Source organism: Fictibacillus nanhaiensis, from assembly GCF_036213205.1.
GTDB lineage: Bacteria > Bacillota > Bacilli > Bacillales > Fictibacillaceae > Fictibacillus > Fictibacillus nanhaiensis_E.
In genome coordinates this window covers 327,631-344,171 of the sequence record NZ_JARMFC010000005.1, presented here as the reverse complement: position 1 = coordinate 344,171, position 16,541 = coordinate 327,631, and the positions used below count along the sequence as shown (strand labels likewise).

21 protein-coding genes are annotated in these 16,541 nt (G+C 36.4%); 12 read left to right on the top strand and 9 right to left on the bottom strand.

What is annotated here, in order from left to right; translation table 11 throughout:
• Positions 1-1,497, bottom strand: a complete 1,497-nt coding sequence (locus P4V41_RS06245; protein WP_328083942.1) for an HD domain-containing phosphohydrolase — start codon at positions 1,495-1,497, stop codon at positions 1-3.
• 301 nt (positions 1,498-1,798) lie between these two features.
• Between P4V41_RS06245 and P4V41_RS06240 the strand changes: the two genes are divergently transcribed.
• The gene (locus P4V41_RS06240; protein ID WP_328083941.1) at positions 1,799-2,527 is read left to right on the top strand and encodes a TraR/DksA C4-type zinc finger protein; all 729 of its coding nucleotides are present in this window, start codon (positions 1,799-1,801) and stop codon (positions 2,525-2,527) included.
• A 42-nt stretch (positions 2,528-2,569) separates the two neighbouring features.
• Here P4V41_RS06240 and P4V41_RS06235 read toward each other — a convergent pair whose 3' ends face one another.
• Positions 2,570-3,205 (bottom strand): LysE family translocator, encoded by a 636-nt coding sequence (locus P4V41_RS06235; RefSeq protein ID WP_328083940.1) that lies wholly within the window; start codon positions 3,203-3,205, stop codon positions 2,570-2,572.
• Between the two features lie 146 nt (positions 3,206-3,351).
• On the opposite strand from P4V41_RS06235, the gene P4V41_RS06230 reads away from it, so the two are divergent.
• Together P4V41_RS06230 and P4V41_RS06225 are read left to right on the top strand one after the other, a co-directional pair.
• Complete coding sequence (locus P4V41_RS06230) at positions 3,352-3,927, top strand: cysteine hydrolase family protein (protein ID WP_328083939.1); 576 nt, start codon at positions 3,352-3,354, stop codon at positions 3,925-3,927.
• 115 nt (positions 3,928-4,042) lie between these two features.
• Positions 4,043-4,279, top strand: a complete 237-nt coding sequence (locus P4V41_RS06225; protein ID WP_328083937.1) for a hypothetical protein — start codon at positions 4,043-4,045, stop codon at positions 4,277-4,279.
• Between the two features lie 48 nt (positions 4,280-4,327).
• Here P4V41_RS06225 and P4V41_RS06220 read toward each other — a convergent pair whose 3' ends face one another.
• On the bottom strand, positions 4,328-4,876 hold the full coding sequence (locus P4V41_RS06220) for a DUF402 domain-containing protein (RefSeq protein ID WP_328083936.1): 549 nt from the start codon (positions 4,874-4,876) through the stop codon (positions 4,328-4,330).
• A 118-nt stretch (positions 4,877-4,994) separates the two neighbouring features.
• Between P4V41_RS06220 and P4V41_RS06215 the strand changes: the two genes are divergently transcribed.
• Together P4V41_RS06215 and P4V41_RS06210 are read left to right on the top strand one after the other, a co-directional pair.
• Positions 4,995-5,390: a hypothetical protein gene (locus tag P4V41_RS06215; RefSeq protein ID WP_328083934.1), complete on the top strand. Its 396-nt coding sequence runs from the start codon at positions 4,995-4,997 to the stop codon at positions 5,388-5,390.
• Positions 5,391-6,269 (top strand): alpha/beta hydrolase, encoded by an 879-nt coding sequence (locus tag P4V41_RS06210; protein WP_328083933.1) that lies wholly within the window; start codon positions 5,391-5,393, stop codon positions 6,267-6,269. It begins immediately after the preceding gene.
• A 238-nt stretch (positions 6,270-6,507) separates the two neighbouring features.
• Here the strand turns inward: P4V41_RS06210 and P4V41_RS06205 are convergent, their stop codons facing one another.
• Positions 6,508-7,809: a purine/pyrimidine permease gene (locus tag P4V41_RS06205; protein WP_328083932.1), complete on the bottom strand. Its 1,302-nt coding sequence runs from the start codon at positions 7,807-7,809 to the stop codon at positions 6,508-6,510.
• 242 nt (positions 7,810-8,051) lie between these two features.
• Here P4V41_RS06205 and P4V41_RS06200 point away from each other — a divergent pair, with 242 nt between their 5' ends.
• Together P4V41_RS06200 and P4V41_RS06195 are read left to right on the top strand one after the other, a co-directional pair.
• Positions 8,052-8,312, top strand: coding sequence for a hypothetical protein (locus P4V41_RS06200; RefSeq protein ID WP_328083931.1), 261 nt, complete (start codon positions 8,052-8,054; stop codon positions 8,310-8,312).
• Entirely contained in the window at positions 8,309-8,566 is a 258-nt protein-coding gene (locus P4V41_RS06195; protein ID WP_328083930.1) for a flagellar biosynthesis anti-sigma factor FlgM, read from the top strand. The genes P4V41_RS06200 and P4V41_RS06195 overlap by 4 nt, the downstream gene beginning before the upstream one ends.
• Positions 8,567-8,569: 3 nt before the next feature.
• Here the strand turns inward: P4V41_RS06195 and P4V41_RS06190 are convergent, their stop codons facing one another.
• Positions 8,570-8,977: a phage holin family protein gene (locus P4V41_RS06190; RefSeq protein ID WP_328083929.1), complete on the bottom strand. Its 408-nt coding sequence runs from the start codon at positions 8,975-8,977 to the stop codon at positions 8,570-8,572.
• Between the two features lie 210 nt (positions 8,978-9,187).
• Here P4V41_RS06190 and P4V41_RS06185 point away from each other — a divergent pair, with 210 nt between their 5' ends.
• The 5 genes from P4V41_RS06185 (at position 9,188) to P4V41_RS06165 (ending at position 13,297) form a co-directional block, all read left to right on the top strand.
• The gene (locus P4V41_RS06185) at positions 9,188-9,469 is read left to right on the top strand and encodes a hypothetical protein (RefSeq protein ID WP_137790028.1); all 282 of its coding nucleotides are present in this window, start codon (positions 9,188-9,190) and stop codon (positions 9,467-9,469) included.
• A 176-nt stretch (positions 9,470-9,645) separates the two neighbouring features.
• Positions 9,646-10,755, top strand: coding sequence for a GGDEF domain-containing protein (locus tag P4V41_RS06180; RefSeq protein ID WP_328083928.1), 1,110 nt, complete (start codon positions 9,646-9,648; stop codon positions 10,753-10,755).
• A gap of 106 nt (positions 10,756-10,861) precedes the next feature.
• Positions 10,862-11,893: a hypothetical protein gene (locus tag P4V41_RS06175; RefSeq protein ID WP_328083927.1), complete on the top strand. Its 1,032-nt coding sequence runs from the start codon at positions 10,862-10,864 to the stop codon at positions 11,891-11,893.
• 65 nt (positions 11,894-11,958) lie between these two features.
• Complete coding sequence (locus P4V41_RS06170; RefSeq protein WP_328083926.1) at positions 11,959-12,282, top strand: nucleoside triphosphate pyrophosphohydrolase; 324 nt, start codon at positions 11,959-11,961, stop codon at positions 12,280-12,282.
• 250 nt (positions 12,283-12,532) lie between these two features.
• Entirely contained in the window at positions 12,533-13,297 is a 765-nt protein-coding gene (locus P4V41_RS06165; protein WP_328083925.1) for a DeoR/GlpR family DNA-binding transcription regulator, read from the top strand.
• A gap of 70 nt (positions 13,298-13,367) precedes the next feature.
• Here the strand turns inward: P4V41_RS06165 and P4V41_RS06160 are convergent, their stop codons facing one another.
• The 4 genes from P4V41_RS06160 to P4V41_RS06145 all read right to left on the bottom strand — a co-directional run bounded on the left by P4V41_RS06160 (position 13,368) and on the right by P4V41_RS06145 (position 16,429).
• Complete coding sequence (locus tag P4V41_RS06160; protein ID WP_328083924.1) at positions 13,368-14,126, bottom strand: DUF4097 family beta strand repeat-containing protein; 759 nt, start codon at positions 14,124-14,126, stop codon at positions 13,368-13,370.
• A 22-nt stretch (positions 14,127-14,148) separates the two neighbouring features.
• Entirely contained in the window at positions 14,149-14,493 is a 345-nt protein-coding gene (locus tag P4V41_RS06155; protein ID WP_328083923.1) for an HAAS signaling domain-containing protein, read from the bottom strand.
• 1 nt (position 14,494) lies between these two features.
• Positions 14,495-14,806: a PadR family transcriptional regulator gene (locus P4V41_RS06150; protein ID WP_328083921.1), complete on the bottom strand. Its 312-nt coding sequence runs from the start codon at positions 14,804-14,806 to the stop codon at positions 14,495-14,497.
• A gap of 594 nt (positions 14,807-15,400) precedes the next feature.
• Positions 15,401-16,429, bottom strand: a complete 1,029-nt coding sequence (locus tag P4V41_RS06145) for an SEC-C domain-containing protein (protein WP_328083920.1) — start codon at positions 16,427-16,429, stop codon at positions 15,401-15,403.
• Positions 16,430-16,541 lie beyond the last annotated feature (112 nt).

Below are 16,541 nucleotides of genomic sequence, written 5' to 3'. Positions count from 1 at the left end.
TTAAGAAATAGATTTTAACGACATCTCTTCAATAAAAAGTTGGGTTAAGTATGGATCCCATTGTGTTCCTTTGCCATCTTCTAAGATTGCCAATGCTTTTTCATGGGTCATCCCTTTGCGGTAGGGTCTATCAGATGTCATCGCATCATAAGCATCGGCAACTGCAATGATTCTTCCAAAGATAGGGATGTCTTCACCAGCCAGCTGTTCAGGATATCCTTTTCCATCATAACGTTCATGATGATAACGAACACCAGGAAGCAGTGGTTGCATCGCGTCATATGGCTGCACTTGCGCTAGGATGTCAGCTCCTATTACTGGATGCTTTTTTATGTGTTCAAATTCTTCTGAAGTTAATTTTGATTCTTTGAGTAAAACGACATCAGGTATTCCGATTTTCCCAATGTCATGCAAAAGAGCTGCTTTTCGAAGTTGGACCAATTGCTGAAATGGTAATCCAGCCATCTGACCGATCTTCATTGCATAATCCGCAACTCGTAAGCTATGTCCTGCTGTATAAGGATCACGTGCATCCAATGTGGCTGCCATCGTGGCAAAAAAACTTTCAAGTAGCTGTTTATTTTCATGTTCGCGAGATTGTATAGCTTGAGCCATATGGTTGAATCCTTTTATAAGCTTAGAAAATTCATCTGAATACAGATCGTTTACTTTCGCATTAGAATTTCCTGTGCGGACCTCATACATGCCTGCTTGAAGTTCGTTCATTGGCTGCTGAATATCTTTAAACAATAAAAATGCTCCATAGATAGCAAAAGAAATACCGATCATTAAGATGAAGAAAGCCCAACTCCAATACGATCCGTTTACAGGTGCGGATAGATGATATAAGCGTACTTGATTCGCGAGTGCGAATAATAGCAATGGAAATGTTCCGATAAACAAGGTGCTCCACTGAATTTTTCGTTGAATGGATATGTGTTTAGATGTTGCTAAAGAAAGTATTTTCCCATGGTCTTTAAGCGTTCTTTCTTGTATGTTACGAAGCACGGGCTGAACGGCTTTCGTAGTCAAAAAGAATTCAATGATCGCGTGCATCCCTGCCACTAAGATAGCTCCGAGTGATGCAAGATACATGTAATAATAAGGAAGTGATAAATAACCTAAAGAAATCGCCAAAGCTGTTAAAGAAAGTGCTGGTATTGATAATCCAAATAAATGAGGACCTAATATTCGTTTAACCGTTCTGATTGGGAAATGGTGCGCGTGAAAATATGCTTTTTCTGCAAGCTGTATAGGGGGTAGTTGTTTTGAAAAGTAATTTTTAAAAACAGCTGTGTGCATGCGAAAAAAAACAAATTCAAGTGAGAACATAATAATGCTTGAAGTTAGAAGAATACCACTCAAAACTAAAAATTCGAATGTAGATAATCGGAGTGTGGTAAAAACAAAAACCCCACCAACTCCTAATACGGCAGCGGTTGAACCAATCACATAATTTTTTAATAAACGCCTTTCAAAATTCTCATAAATCTTCATGTTCCCCCGCCTTTCTTACTATTACTTTTAAAAGATATTATTAGCATACCTTACAAAAAGTTGGAAAAAAAGCGATTTTTCAACACTTTATAACATTTTTTGATAAAAACTAGGGCTTATGTTTTATTTTTGGGCTACGGACAGGAAAAGAAGAATTGAAAATCAATATAATTGATGGAAGAACAAGAGGATTGAAACTAAGTATAGCACGTATGATTGTGGTGCAAAATACACAGGATGGATAATTTTTCAGAATAACGGGTATGAAATGGTATATGAAAGTAGGAAGGGAGATTGAATCATGGCATTATCAACACAAGAAATGGACCATTTTAAACAAATCTTATTATCACGAAAAGAAGAGATAAAAGGTATGAGGGAGAGAAATGACTCCTTCGGAAATGATTCGGAATTTCCGAAAGAATCAACAGGTGAACTTTCTAACTATGATAATCATCCAGGTGATCTTGGCACTGAGTTATTTGAAAAAGAAAAAGATATCGCTTTAAATGATCTTCATGAAAAAGAGCTTGAAGATATAGATGGAGCTTTAAAAAGTATTGAGACAGGTGAGTACGGAGTTTGTAAAACGTGTGGTCAAGATATATTAAAAGAGCGGCTAGAGATAGTACCTTCTACACTTTATTGTAAAGAGCATAGCCCTGCACAAAATTCTTCAGATGATCGCCCTATTGAAGAAGAGGTAATTGGCCCTGACTATAAAACTAGAAGCAACGACAATAAGGATGCAACTTTTTTTGATGGAGAAGATACATGGCAGTCCGTTGCAAAGTATGGAACGAGTGAAACTCCATCAGACTTTACTGATCCTGATAAGAGAGATTACAACGAGATGTATGAAGATTCGGATGATGATGAAGGCTTTGTAGAAGAATATGAAAGTTTTGTTGCTACTGACATTACAGGAAAAGAAAGAACGGTTATCCAAAATAGAAATCATGAAGAATATGAAGAAGAGCTGGACAGGGAAGAGGACAAACAGTCAGATAGAGAAAAGTATGATATATAAAATACATGAGGCGCTGATTCTTTTTAATCAGCGCCTTTTGTTTTACGAAAACAATGTGAATAATTTAAACGCAAGGAAGCTAGAGAAGGCAAGCAATCCGATTCCAGCTAATCTTGCCACCCATCTTATCGTAACCTCCTTAATCAAGGTGCGAAAAAAATGAACGGTAAAGGCTACGTTAAGGTTCCATAGAATAATCCCAATTATAATACAAAAACTTAATCCAATTCTGATTGTAACACTTGATGTAGATGGAATACTTTGAAGCGAACCACCATAAACACCAAACCAAAACATAAAATTATAGGGATTCATTAGAGCGATGACAAAACCTGTCCAAAAAGGTTTGTTGACGTTTTTGTTGTTTTCTTTGATTAAATGCAAGGAAGAAACAGAATTCCTAATGGTAGAAATTCCTAAGTAACTAAGCATAATAATTCCGGTTAACAACATGCACGTTGTAACCCATTTATGATGTAGAAAAGGCGAGAGCCCTAGAAATATAAATGACATAAACAATATATCCGCACAAACTGCCCCAATCCCAACGAGCCAAGATGGCCAAAAACCACCATATAATCCATGTTTGATCATCTCAAGTTTGATAGGACCAATTGGAATTGCTAAACTGATACCAAGCATGACGAAATGAATACTCAATATCATGATTTCGTTCAAAAGGTGCCCCCCTTTTTCATGTGGCTTGTCTAAGGTACTTCCAAAATATGAGATTCCCATCGAAAATAGTACGGAAGGAAAAATTAAGGTCACATCGAAAATGTAATGTAATAAGAAGCACATTCTGAATATAAGGAGATCTTAAAATGAAAAAAGCAGGTTTGCTAATTGTTGATGTTCAAAAGGGATTTGATGATACAGATTTCTGGGGAGAACGTAATAATGCAAATGCTGAAGTAAATATGCTTATATTACTTGGTGCTTTTCGAGAGGCAGGATTGCCGATTTTTCATGTTCAGCACCAATCAGAAAATGAACATTCTCCATTGCATCCTTCAAAATTAGGTTATCAGTTGAAAACAGGGTTTGAACCTAAAGAAGATGAACTTCTTTTTATTAAGAATGTTAATAGTGCTTTTATTGGTACAGAGCTTAAACATTCATTAGAAAAAGAGGGTATTGAACACATTGTGATTATTGGTTTAACAACGAACCATTGTGTATCTACCACAACAAGAATGGCAGCAAATTATGGATTTGGAGTGTCGTTAATCCATGATGCTACAGCAGCATTCAAAATAATTTCATATGATGGAACAGTGTTTTCAGCGCAAGATGTCCATGAATCTGCTCTTGCACATCTTCATCAAGAATTTGCAGAAATAATAAGCACAGAAGAAGTATTAACACGATGGGTGAGGACTTCTCCATACATGCAATAGCAGACATAGACAATATTCCCCAGGAAATGTCGTATACTGCTAATGGTTTAGAGGATTTTATTTAGGGTAAAAATGTATATACTAAATATCAGAGTAATTTAGAGGTGTCTTTCAGATGAATAGTGATCAAATAGAAAAATTGATGAACAATCCAGAACAAGAATTAGAGTTTTGGAGAGAAGAAGACCAACAGCCTGAACTTGTCAGGATGAGGTATGTTCCACAAGGAGAAAGTGGTTATTTCCAAGTTACTTTTTTAGATGAGGAAGAGGGAATTATCGGATCACAAGTGTTAGATGAAGTAGAGGATGCTTTGCGTTTTTTAGAGAAAAACAATAATGTGAATAAATAGATGAAACCAGAGGGAGAAATGGCCCTCTGGTTTTTAATATGTCTCTTATCAAAGAATTTTTCTTGTTTGTACCCATTCTGTAGCATGTTCTATACATGTTTCAAGTTGTTCAAACTTTTCTTCTTTATGCATCGAAATGATTTTTTGAGCTGTTTTATGTGCAAGCTTCATTTGTTCTTCATTAATATTCCCTTTTTCAAAAGCTTTCATCAACTCATCATCATCTAAAAGAAAAAGTTCTTTGTTAGGAAGAATAACGATATCTAAATAAAGGTCATCAAACCAAGGTATTCCATTATCGTCCACCCCATGATCGTTACACATATCAATATAGAATTGTACAACTTCACCGTTATCGTCCAATACCGTGGTGATCGTGTATTTTTCTCCCTCAGGAAAATGTTGCATCCACGTATAGCCAGAGTCAGCGATACATAACTTATTCTCTTTATAGTTTACAACTAATCGTTCAGAAACTTGCTTCAAATGAATCACTGTAACTTTCCCTTTAAAACGAGAACTTTCTTTATGTGTTACTTCAAAATGTTTGTCTGTTACCCTTTTCCAATTGGGACGATCTGCTGTTTTATGTTCCATTTTAAACCTCCATATTTTGGTAATAGTATAACCTACATTTAATTAATAAGAAAAGGTATATGTATAATCGTGGAGAACTATGTAGAAAGAATGATGTGAAATGGAGGGATTGTAAATCATGAAAAGCATACATAAAGAGTTAGAGGATTTTCAACTGCAAAAAGGTTGGGAGATTAGTCAAGAAGGTGCTGATAAAAGCACGGAATCGCTACTACTTAATCACATGCTTTTAACGACTGAAATAGCGGAGATTGCTGAAGAATTAAGAAAAATGTTGAATAGAGCGTATGATATGAAAGAAGAAGGTGTTGAAGGGGAAAAAGCTTTTCAACTTGCAAAAGAAGAAGTTGCTGAAGACATTGGAAAAGAAATTGCTGATAGCATTGCTTATCTTTGCAAGTTTGCGACGTTCTTTCAAAGAGATATTGAACAAGATATAAAAAATAAATTAAACGAGATCAATTTTCGTACAAAACCAAATCTTCAAAAGCGAATAAAAGAGGAGGTAAGATAAATGGAAATGTTATTTAAAGAACATAAGATACGATCTCATGATGATACTATGCTTTTAGGTTATGATTATGGCGGTTCGGGGGACACGGTGATTTTAATTCATTACCTTAGTGGAACTGCTAAAGCATGGCATCCAGTGATTCCGTTTCTAAAGAGTCATTATAGAATAATAAGCTATGACCTTCGTGGACATGGAAGTTCGGAACAACCTCGTCATGGGTATTCATTTGAAGACACAGCGAATGACTTAGAGAGTGTAATGGAACATTTCGAGATTGAAAAAGCTCATCTCGTAGGAAGCTCATACGGGTGTATGGTAGGGTTATATTTTACGGCAATGCGGCAGGATAGAGTTTTGTCACTTGCTAACATAGACGGTGCGATTATTAACGATACCGGTGAGAATGGTCTGCATGATGAGACATTAGAGGAGCATCTAGCTAAGTTTGACGAACAATTAGATCCAGATTACGAATCGATAGAACAATTTCAACAAATTTATCAAGAACAATGGTTACCATGGAATAAGGAACGCGCGAATTATGTTGCAGAGTATGTGCCACGTATGAAAAAGAATGGAAAAGTAGGCAATATTACTACGGGTCAAACGATGAAGAAAATTATATCCGAAATCTATTATGTAGATTTTTTAACGTGGTATAAGAAGGTGCAAGTCCCTGTTCTTTTTCTGCCCGCTGAAAAAGAAGAACATTTCCAAAAATCATTAAAGTTTATTAATATAGCAAAAAAAGGATTACCTTACAGTAAGACTGTCGTTATCCCAAACACTACACATTTAATGATGTTTGATCATGCCACAGAATTAGCAGAGGTCATACTAAAATTCCACTCGGAAATACCTGTCTCAGAAAAATTTTAAAATGGCTGTTTTCGTAAACTTTGTTGCTTTTTGAAGTGTTGATTTCCGTTTTAGGCTGCTCGCTTTCCACGGGGCAGACGGTGAGCCACATTCGTACGTTTCACTCTTAAGTGTCTGACACCTTTCACACTTCAATCGACAGTCAAAGAGGTAAATACAAAAGATTTAACATTTAATAATGATTGATAGAAAAGGGCTCCCTGCAATGAGGAAGCCTTTTTTGTGTTTGTAATTTAGTTTATTTTTCTTGCTGGTCAGGCTGTTGCGATTTTCTTCGTTTATAGAACTGTTCAAGAATCATACATGTAAGCATCCCCATGATCAGGCCGTTGCTTAATAGCGTTACGATGAGATTTGGCCATTCTTTTAGTGCGGCAGCAGGAATAAAGAGACTTCCGATTCCAACCATAAGAGAAATACTGATAATAAAAAGATTATTTTCAGATTTCAGCTCAGATCTATACTCTTTGAAAGCTAGACCGATCATACTTGAAAAAGGAAGGAATATGGTTGCATATCCTACTGGAGCAGGAATACCAGCAAAGAAAAAAGTCAGTGGCGGAAAAAAACTAATCAAGATGATAAGTGCGTTTCCTATGATGAATGCTAGTTTGCTAAACATTTTTGTAGTTATAATAAAGCCTGCTGCACCTGAGATTGGTACACTTGCAACTGCTGAAAATAGACCAGCTATCCATGTGTTCAAACCCATCATTATTGATGATTGATTATAGTTGATAGGTTCATAATCTTTCTTCTCTGATTCATACGCTTTTTCGACAACGTTAATACTGGCTACCATGTTCGTAAGTAAGAGCATTCCTACGAATAGAGAAGTTATGATCGTTCCAGAAGATAGTTCGGGCATCCCCCAAGCTAGTACCTCTGGAAAAGCAAAAGTCGTATTACTATGCATCGTTTCTTTTGTTAGATTTAAGAGTTTAAAAAGTCCCCAACCAATTAATAAAGAGATCAAGATCGAATAACTTCTTAACCATTTCACACGGGACTTTCCTAGAACGATAGACAGAATTAAGATGAAGAGTGATGTGAGAGCCACTTTGCTATCTGCGCCTTCCTGTAGATAACCAATCCCCAGCATACCTTTAATAAAAGAACCACTCAATTGTGAGACGAGAAGGATTAAGTAAGTTCCGGTAACTAAAGGAGTAAAGAGAGCTCTAACCGAACTTATGATACGAAACATGCCAAGCAGTAAAAAAAGAACACCGCTGACTAGCATCCCAGCTGTAAGTTGCTGTAGCCCGTCAGCCACCGTTAATGCCCCAGAAGCTACAATCCCCGCATAAACTGTGAAAACACCCCACCATAACCCAGCAGGTCCTTCATTGATCGCAAGCTTATGACCAAATAGTGCTTGCAAAATTGCAGACATTCCAATAATTAAGAAAGAACGTTGTAAAAGGTCCGCTGTTTCCGCTTGTGTCATTCCAAACGCATCCCCAATTGCGATAGGAGCTACTAAACTACCTGCAAGGATAAATACCATCCATTGAAGAGAAGAAAACGTTAATTTCATGTAAACACCTTCTGTTATGTATTTCATCACTTCTTATTATAGACCTTTCGCTTGAATCGTAGAAAGGAAAGAGGTTTATTAATGTAGGGATAGAGGGTAAAATTTCATAAAACACAAAAAAGTATTGATAACCAGCTTTAGAAAAATATGTGAAATATTTTTTTCGTATACCCTCAAAAAATACATCGTGGCCGAATTATATAGTCACAGGTTAAGACGACCACAAACAAAGGACGATTCTAATGATGCATAAACTTACACATGATGATGTCATTCAATTGTTAGAGAAACATCTATTAGACTTTGAACAGTTTACGCCTTACTTGTTTACTTCACAGTGGATTCATACTTTTTGTAAGGATAAAGAAAACGGAAATGAGTTCGAAGTAAAATGGGATACATCAGGACAAGAATTGTTCTTCAGACTGTTGGACAACTTAGATTATGATGACAAATGGAAATGGCTTGGCACATTTCAATATACAGAAGAGGTGAAATCATGAGAATTGATGGACAACAACCCGTTCAGCGAAAATATGATGTGAATAAAGCGTATCAGCAGCCCTCTGTAAAGCCTCCATCATTTGCTAAAGACGAACTATACATATCTAACGAGGCAAAAGTGTTGCATGAAAATGCTCAATTAAACATAAGAGAAAAGAAATTATTAGATATAAAAAAACGCATTGATGCTGGTGAATACCAGATCGATGCGCAAGCAATCGCAAAAAAAATCTCACAATTTTATTCCAATTAAACATTACTTTTTTTGATTGTCGTTTTTCTGTCGTAACAGAGAAACGGCATTTTTTATCAATTCAGGAATCGGAACGTTCATTCTTCCTGCGTTTTCAATGATTGATAATAATTCATTAGACAAATAAAAGAATATGGTAGCAGAATGAATATAGTTTCCACCTAGCAATTGGTCGAGAGAATGGGCCGTTGCAACGATCGCAAATATGATCATTTTTTTCAGTATTCCTCTAAAGCCCTCTTTGCTGTTTAATCTACCTTCGTAGGCAGAAGCAGCCATACCAGTTAAATAATCTAATACTACGAACAAGACAAGTGTTTTGAATAACATGCTCGGTGTACCGAACAAGAAGCTGGCAACTGCTCCTAATGATACTACAGTCATATTGTATAGCATGGACCATTTTTCCACTCGTTCATTTCCCCCTTTGAACCCCAATTTGTATAGTATATGTTTGTACTAAACAACCCGCATTGGCGATTACCCACTACTTGTCCCCTAATTTTTAGAAGCTTTATTTCAAATGTGTTAAATAGTCAAAAAATTAAAAAAAATAAGGAGTCAGACACGCACTATATCTGTTACAATGAAACAAATCCGGAAAGGGAGGAAAGAAATGCAATGAATAAAATTACGTTAGGCTTGCCTCCACATTGCCACAAAGTAACTTGTGACGGAAGAATGATTAAGATTAAGGACTCTGGTAATAACAAATGGGCGTTTCCGCTCTCAGGTACCGAAAATGCAGTTGTTGATCAAGTGAACGATGAGACAGGATTACTTACCATTCATGGAAAGGATAAGATACTCGCGACTCTTGAGATGCCGATTCGTTTTTGTGAAGTAGGCAGAGGCTGGCTCCTTGATAAACTACCAAAAAAGAAACGTGTAAAAATCAAATAAATAATTGTTGAAAATAATCGCACAGCAGGTCATCTTGCTGTGCGTTTTCCATTTTATATGTGCGAAATCTTTTTGAAAAAGAGCTATGATGGAAAAAGAAATAATTTAGAAAACGAAATTGAAGAAGGAAAAAAATGTTATAATGATTTTGGATACGTGTAGATGGGGTGAATGTATTGGGGAAAAAAAACCTGCCTGCACACTTAAATCACATTGCCTGGAATCGAAAAATAATAAATGTATTTTGGGTTGTAATCTTTGTGTCAGTGTGTGTAGAGGTCATTAACAGTTTTTTTACATCTAGGCCATTGCAAGAATTTATTGGATTGTACATTGTTCTGCCAACGGCACTTTTAATTTTCATGGTTAGTTTGGCTGAATGGAGTTTTAAGAAGAAAACAAAATACATAGATTACATCATAATCTGGACAGCGAGTATGTTCTCAGCCATTTTAATCAGCGTACATTATGAAATGTATGTCATGTATACAAGTCTGTTCTTTCCAATGCTGATTTCTACCATTTACTTTAAAAAGAAGAAAGTGTGGCTGTCTTTTGCTCTTAGCTCACTTACCTATCTGCTGATTTCCAATTTCCATCCGTTCTTAAGAAATATGAATGCTATTATGGATCAAATCTCTATGATATGCATACTTCTAACATCAACAGCAATCTGTGTTGGCATAATGAGTAGAGGGTATGAGATGGCAAAGGAACTTAACAAAGCGCAGGCAGATCATCAGGATCTTATGGTTAAATCTACAATAATGGAGAAACAAGTGAAAACGGATGCTCTAACAGGTTTGTATAATCATATGGCCTTTTATGAATATATGGATGTGCTGTTACTTCAAGCAGAAACGTATCATTATCCGGTTCATCTAGCCGTTATGGATATAGACAATTTCAAGAAGATCAACGATACATATGGTCACGGAATTGGAGATATTGTCTTAAAACGAATTGCCACAGCTATAAAAGATAACGTAACTACAGATGATTTTGTCGCACGCTACGGTGGGGAAGAGTTTGTGGTTATTCTAAATGATATTAAAGAGGAAGAAGCATTTACTTTATTAGAAAAAGTAAGATTGGTCATACAAAGGCTGGAACACCCTGAAGTAAAGGAAAAACAAATAACGATTAGTACTGGGTTGCAAACGTACAGAAGAGGCATGCATAAGCAGGCATTCTTTGAAGGAGCTGATAATAGCTTGTACGTTGCAAAGAGGCAAGGAAAAAACAGAGTCATTACCGAAGGATACAGTGAAGCTATACATATTTAGTAAGTCGCTTATTTGCAGCAAGAGATATCTTGCTGCTTTTTCTTTTTCTTCTAAAATCCTTGTCCATGCATATGTTTGTAGAAGATATGGCCATGGAGGTGAGGGCATGAGTAGTCGAATGAAACAAATACTGCAGATAGCCGCCACTTACATCGGGACTGTTGTCGGTGCTGGGTTTGCTACTGGAAGAGAAATCGTTGAATTTTTTACAAGATACGGCTCAGCAGGATTTGCTGGAATTCTTATCAGTGGTTTTCTCTTTATCGTGATTGGTACAAAGCTAATGATTATGGCAAAGCGGCTAGGGGCAACTTCTTTTGATGAGATGAATCAATATTTGTTTGGTGCGGTTGCTTCAAGAATCGTTAACGTATTGATGATGATCATGCTCTTTGGAGTCACTGGTGTCATGTTATCAGGCGCAGGAGCGTTGTTCTGGGAACAGTTACATCTTCCGTTTCAATTGGGAATTATTTCAACACTGCTAGTTACCTATTTTGTTATGAAAAAAGGCATAGAAGGGATTCTTTGGACAAACTCATTGATTGTACCTATCATGATATTCTTTTCTATCGTATTGTCGGTATCGATGTTTGATCTATTTGAAGGTAGGCAGCTGTTTGTTGATAGAGATTTTGCTGGAGATTGGAGATGGCTTGTAAGTTCATTTGCTTATGCAGCATTCAACTTAACACTGGCACAAGCAGTCCTTGTTCCTTTATCACAAGAAGCTAATGATGAATCGGTCATTAAGTGGGGCGGCTTTTTAGGTGGACTAGGATTAACTTTTATTCTATTAAATAGCCACTACGTGCTTTATTCTGTTCCGCGTGTATTGAGTTACGAGATACCAATCGCGGAAATAGTAGGAGGTCTCGGCGTAGCTGTTCATTACATTTTTATTATTGTGATCTACGGAGAGATTTTTTCAACACTGATCGGCAACATTTTCGGACTTGCAGGAGCATTGCAAAGAAATATTAGGGTATCAAATCAAGTTATATTAATTGTTTTGATGACAGGAAGTTACTTGTTGAGTCAAGTAGGCTATTCTGAACTTCTTCATTATTTGTATCCAGTCTTTGGTATAATCGCCATTATTTTTTTAGGAGTTGTTTCTGCTAAAAAACTAACTTGATGCATATCGTTTATATAGGGTTGTTTTTTGAGATGCTGTGAAATTGTTGGAAGGGAAAAGAGCCAATGGCGTATTACAATAAATTAGTGCGAGATAAGATACCAGAACTGCTCGAACAGGCTGGGAAGAAAGGGACTTTTCGGATTCTTGGAAATCAGGAGTTCGAAACAGAGCTTAAGAAGAAGCTTGCAGAAGGCGTGAAAGAATATCGTGAAGCAAAAAATGAGGTAGATGCTGCAGAAGAACTGGCTGAGTTGTTTGAGATCTTGATCGCTTTAACGAAAGTGCATGACCTTTCTCTTAGAGAATTAGATGAGATCAGGCAGGAAAAGGCTCAAAAACAAGGGCGTTTTCATGAACGTCTCTTCCTAATCAAAGTAGAAGACTAAAGGGGTCTGACCCCAGACAAATACAAATTAAACGAATTTGTATTTGTCAGAAATACATACTTTGAAAACACCATAAACTCATAATCTATATTCCTATCAATACGGGCTAAAACAAGCTAACGCACTGCTTGTTTTAGCTTGTTTTTTTAAAAAACAGGAAAAAACATGCAAATTAAGTTTGACAAACAAGCATGAAACAGCATAAGATTATAGTACCACGTGGGAATAAGAGGTAATGGAGGAAATTATTATGTTTTCTGAGGAAAGAAGAGAAAAGATTTTAGAAGTGCTTAAGAATGAAGGACGAGTGCTTGCAAAAGAATTATCAGATGCCCTCCAAGTTTCGATTGATTCTATTCGCAGGGACTTATCATCTCTTGAGGATAACGGGCTACTCAAACGCACTCATGGTGGCGCAATTCCCGTGACAGAAGTGAAAAAAGGACCTTCATCAACCGCAGTTCGTTTTGGAGAGGGATCTAAGTACGAGAGAACAATAGCGAAGGAAGCAGTAAAGTATATCAAAGAGAACGATACTATTTTCCTTAGTGGAGGTGGGATGCATCATGAGATTGTAAAGCATCTTCCTCATATAAGACTAACTGTTGTAACCAATTCCCTTGTAACAGCTGACATACTGCGCGAAAAAGATAACATCGATCTTTATGTGGTCGGAGGAAAAGTGAAGAAATCTGGAAATATGACGGATGCACTAGTAACGAATCTAATCAGTCAGTATTCGTTTGATGTTTCATTTGCTACAGGTGGTGGGATCTCTGAGAGAGGTATCAGTACGGCGACACCAGAAGTGGCTGCTTTTATGAATGCAGTTGGAATGGTCTCCCGTAAAGTCATTGGTGTTTTTCCACATTACAAAATAGGTGTTAACTCGTTTGCTAAAGTTGGGCCAGTTTCAAATTTAGACCTCGTTATCACAGATGATGATGCGCCAAGAGACCATCTATCAGCTATCGAACAGCAAGGAGTTTCTGTAGTTATTGCTCAATCAGAATGAAGCAACCAGCTTCAAAAACAGAATAATTTTCTTGAACAAGTAAAAGACCCCCAGTGAGGAGGTCTTTTTATCATTCGTTCATCATCAAAGCGAGATCTCCGACTTCTGAAGATAAAAACACGAGAGGTCCGCCAGTTCCTATTGAACCATTCTTTAATCGAGGTAACGTGATAGTTTCTTCACCAATCGTATTTCTTAGATCTGTTCGTAATTGATCTGGTTCGTTTTTTGTTTTAATCGTAATATCACCAAGATTGGATTTAGCGATAATATCTTTTTTAATATGAAGAAGTTGTATGTCGATATCACCAACATCTGACTTTGCTGACACAGCTCCAGTTATATCTTCCAGAAGGATATCTCCTAGATTTGTTTGAAGTTGAATGTCATTGGCTTTAATAGCATGCATTTTGATGTCGGATGTATCTGAGTTTACTTGAAGTCGTTTATACTCTGCTTGGGGAAGTTTAACGAGTAATTCGTAATCACCAGAGAATAGCGAGAATAAGTTTGTATTCTCTTTTTGTTTAGCTTGAATCCTTAACTTGTTTTCATCAGTCTTTACAGAAAGTGAAAAGTTATCGGCGAACTTTTTTTCTGTCTTACCTTTCATCGTTATAATTATTTGATCACCATCATGAGGTAGAACAAATACGTCTCCGGCACTGCTCTCAATCATAATCTCGTTAATTGAGGATGTTTCAATCGATTTTTGCTCATTTATTTTTGCAAGATTAAATGGAGACTCTCCCATCATGAAGAGAACGCCATTTCCGATAATTGAAATACCAATTAAGAAGTAAGCTGTTCGTAATATCTTTTGAATCATGCGTATTTCCTCCTAATGATTCTCAGGATATTACGATCAATACGAACGGCCATAACAATAGAACGATAAAAGGTGCTAAAACAAATATTAGATTGAATAACCCTAATCCCAATGTTGCTGCAACCGCACGAAATACATTCGTAAGAGAAGGGTCCTCTTCTGCTTTTGTTATTTCTGATTGTGCGAGAATTTCCTTAGCGATCTTGGCAGGATTTCCTAGACCTGCAATGATATCCTCGTCTGTTCTTCCACTCTCATAGCCCACTTCAAAATACTCTTCATAATCTTCTATAACTTCTCTTTGTTCACTAGCTCCAAGCGGCTTTATGTTTTTTTCTAATTGCTGTAAAAATTGATTTTTGTCCATGTTATTCCTCCTCTAACATTTCATTTACACCTTTTGTAAAAAGTTTCCATTCATTTACAAGAACCTTTTTCATCTCTGTTCCTTTTTCCGTAATCTTATAGTACTTTCTTGGTGGTCCTTCTGTTGATTCCATAAGATAAGTAGAAAAGAGGCCTTCTTTTGTTAATCTTCTAACGAGTGGATAGATCGTACCTTCTGAGATCTCAAATTTTTTAGATATTTCTTCTACTAGCTCATAGCCATATCGGTCTTTTTGTGAAGTAAGAACTAAAACACATAGTTCAAGAACTCCTTTTTTAAACTGAACGTTCACTAATCACATCACCACTTTACTTAGTACTGTTTATTGCAAGGTACTGTTAAAACAAATATTACCATCTTTATCTTATGAACTCAACCCTAATTTTGGTAATTGAAAAATTTATGAAAAGAATTGACTGCCAGAAGAAATTTCTTGATAAAAATTATGACAATGAAATTTACAACTTAAAATAGAGTGTTAGATTTTATTACACATGAAATGTTATTGATGTGAGATTAATTTATCCTTAGACATAGAGGGAAGTTCAGTGGATCAAATATGAAATGAGGTGATTACGTTGTTGCATTCTTCTCATTTTTCATCAGAAGAAAAGCTTATGATTCGTGAACTGAAGAAGAAAATAAGAGATGAATCGAATATTATAGAAAAAAAGGAACTCGAACGACAGCTCAATAATTTGATTGAAAAAGCTTTCATTAAAAAACAGTTATTACGGCGAAAGGAACTTTGACTGCCCGATTATTACTGTATAGAGCGAAAAGAAAAACAAGACTCCTTATAAACAAGACTCCTTATAAAGGAGATCTTGTTTTTTTGTATGACAAAACCCGCCCAAAACAATAGGCGGGTTACTTAAAAATCATTTTATACGCTTAATAATTCTTTCATTTCACGATAACGTGAGGAAAGACTTGCAGGTGATACACCATACTTTTTAGCTGTTTCTGCTTGAGTAGAAGCAATTCCTCTAATGTCTTTTGAAACGAGGTAGTCTAGAGCAGCCGCATAGATCTCTTCTTTACGAATAGCAGGCTTGCTTTCTGTAATGTACTCGCTCCAAAGCTTTTCTGCTTCTTCTACAACTTCTGTCTCAGCGTTCGCTTTAACAAGTTTAGTTACAGCATTGTATTTTTCATCTTTAAATTCAGCGGTTTCTTCTGTTTTGTCAACTTTTGAAGTTGGTATATCTGCAGCCTTATTCTCAGGTTGAGACTTAGGTACATCGGCACTAATATCAATCAAAGAGAGCTGAAGAACAGCAGGGAACTCGCTTTTAAATATTTCTTTCGCATCACTTTCTGGCTGAATCTTTTCTATCGCCGTCTTTAACGGTGGAAGTTCAGTCATAGGCATTTCTACATAACCAACATAAAACTCATGGTTGATGCCATTTGAAACGAGTGTTCCAAGTAGAGCACTTTCTGTTTTTGGCTTTTCAGCAGCGTTGATCGTTACATCATATACAGCTTCTGTCCAAATATCCTGCACAGTAAAGATGAACCCTGTCTTCTGATCAATTACTTTATAAAGAGATGGTGAAGCTGTTGTCCAGCCAGCTAGTATTTCCGCTACTTCTGGTTTAACAGAATTCTTCACTTTTTCTACATAAAGTTGTACAGGCGTCTTGTTGTCCTTAATCATAGAGCAGAAAATTTCCCAACAAACTGCAATATTTGCATATGTTTGTTCTTGCTCTTTAGCAACCGGGTACTTTTTCACATACTTAGATGTACGTGCAGCTAAATCCTGCTGATAGTTCTCCAGGGCATATTTGATGAGTCCTTCTTGATGAAAGGATACTTCACGTGTTTGCTCTTCTTTATGTAAGCAACATTTTTTATATTTTTTTCCGCTGCCACAATAGCACGGATCATTTCTTCCTATCATTGACATGCTATTCCTCCAGTAAACCACTTACTTATCCTGTACATACTAGCATAAATCGGTTTTTTTTCAAACTACAAATCATCAGACACTATTTTATCATAAAAATGTCACAGAAAAA

Excerpts from the sequence above, each read along its gene's own strand:
- P4V41_RS06205 (WP_328083932.1), bottom strand. The coding sequence starts at position 7,809 with ATGAAATTAACGTTTTCTTCTCTTCAATGGATGGTATTTATCCTTGCA.
- P4V41_RS06210 (WP_328083933.1), top strand. The coding sequence starts at position 5,391 with ATGGAAATGTTATTTAAAGAACATAAGATACGATCTCATGATGATACT.
- P4V41_RS06215 (WP_328083934.1), top strand. The coding sequence starts at position 4,995 with ATGAAAAGCATACATAAAGAGTTAGAGGATTTTCAACTGCAAAAAGGT.
- P4V41_RS06200 (WP_328083931.1), top strand. The coding sequence starts at position 8,052 with ATGATGCATAAACTTACACATGATGATGTCATTCAATTGTTAGAGAAA.
- P4V41_RS06165 (WP_328083925.1), top strand. The coding sequence starts at position 12,533 with ATGTTTTCTGAGGAAAGAAGAGAAAAGATTTTAGAAGTGCTTAAGAAT.
- P4V41_RS06155 (WP_328083923.1), bottom strand. The coding sequence starts at position 14,493 with ATGGACAAAAATCAATTTTTACAGCAATTAGAAAAAAACATAAAGCCG.
- P4V41_RS06220 (WP_328083936.1), bottom strand. The coding sequence starts at position 4,876 with ATGGAACATAAAACAGCAGATCGTCCCAATTGGAAAAGGGTAACAGAC.
- P4V41_RS06230 (WP_328083939.1), top strand. The coding sequence starts at position 3,352 with ATGAAAAAAGCAGGTTTGCTAATTGTTGATGTTCAAAAGGGATTTGAT.
- P4V41_RS06245 (WP_328083942.1), bottom strand. The coding sequence starts at position 1,497 with ATGAAGATTTATGAGAATTTTGAAAGGCGTTTATTAAAAAATTATGTG.
- P4V41_RS06240 (WP_328083941.1), top strand. The coding sequence starts at position 1,799 with ATGGCATTATCAACACAAGAAATGGACCATTTTAAACAAATCTTATTA.
- P4V41_RS06145 (WP_328083920.1), bottom strand. The coding sequence starts at position 16,429 with ATGTCAATGATAGGAAGAAATGATCCGTGCTATTGTGGCAGCGGAAAA.
- P4V41_RS06170 (WP_328083926.1), top strand. The coding sequence starts at position 11,959 with ATGGCGTATTACAATAAATTAGTGCGAGATAAGATACCAGAACTGCTC.
- P4V41_RS06225 (WP_328083937.1), top strand. The coding sequence starts at position 4,043 with ATGAATAGTGATCAAATAGAAAAATTGATGAACAATCCAGAACAAGAA.
- P4V41_RS06195 (WP_328083930.1), top strand. The coding sequence starts at position 8,309 with ATGAGAATTGATGGACAACAACCCGTTCAGCGAAAATATGATGTGAAT.
- P4V41_RS06185 (WP_137790028.1), top strand. The coding sequence starts at position 9,188 with ATGAATAAAATTACGTTAGGCTTGCCTCCACATTGCCACAAAGTAACT.
- P4V41_RS06160 (WP_328083924.1), bottom strand. The coding sequence starts at position 14,126 with ATGATTCAAAAGATATTACGAACAGCTTACTTCTTAATTGGTATTTCA.
- P4V41_RS06175 (WP_328083927.1), top strand. The coding sequence starts at position 10,862 with ATGAGTAGTCGAATGAAACAAATACTGCAGATAGCCGCCACTTACATC.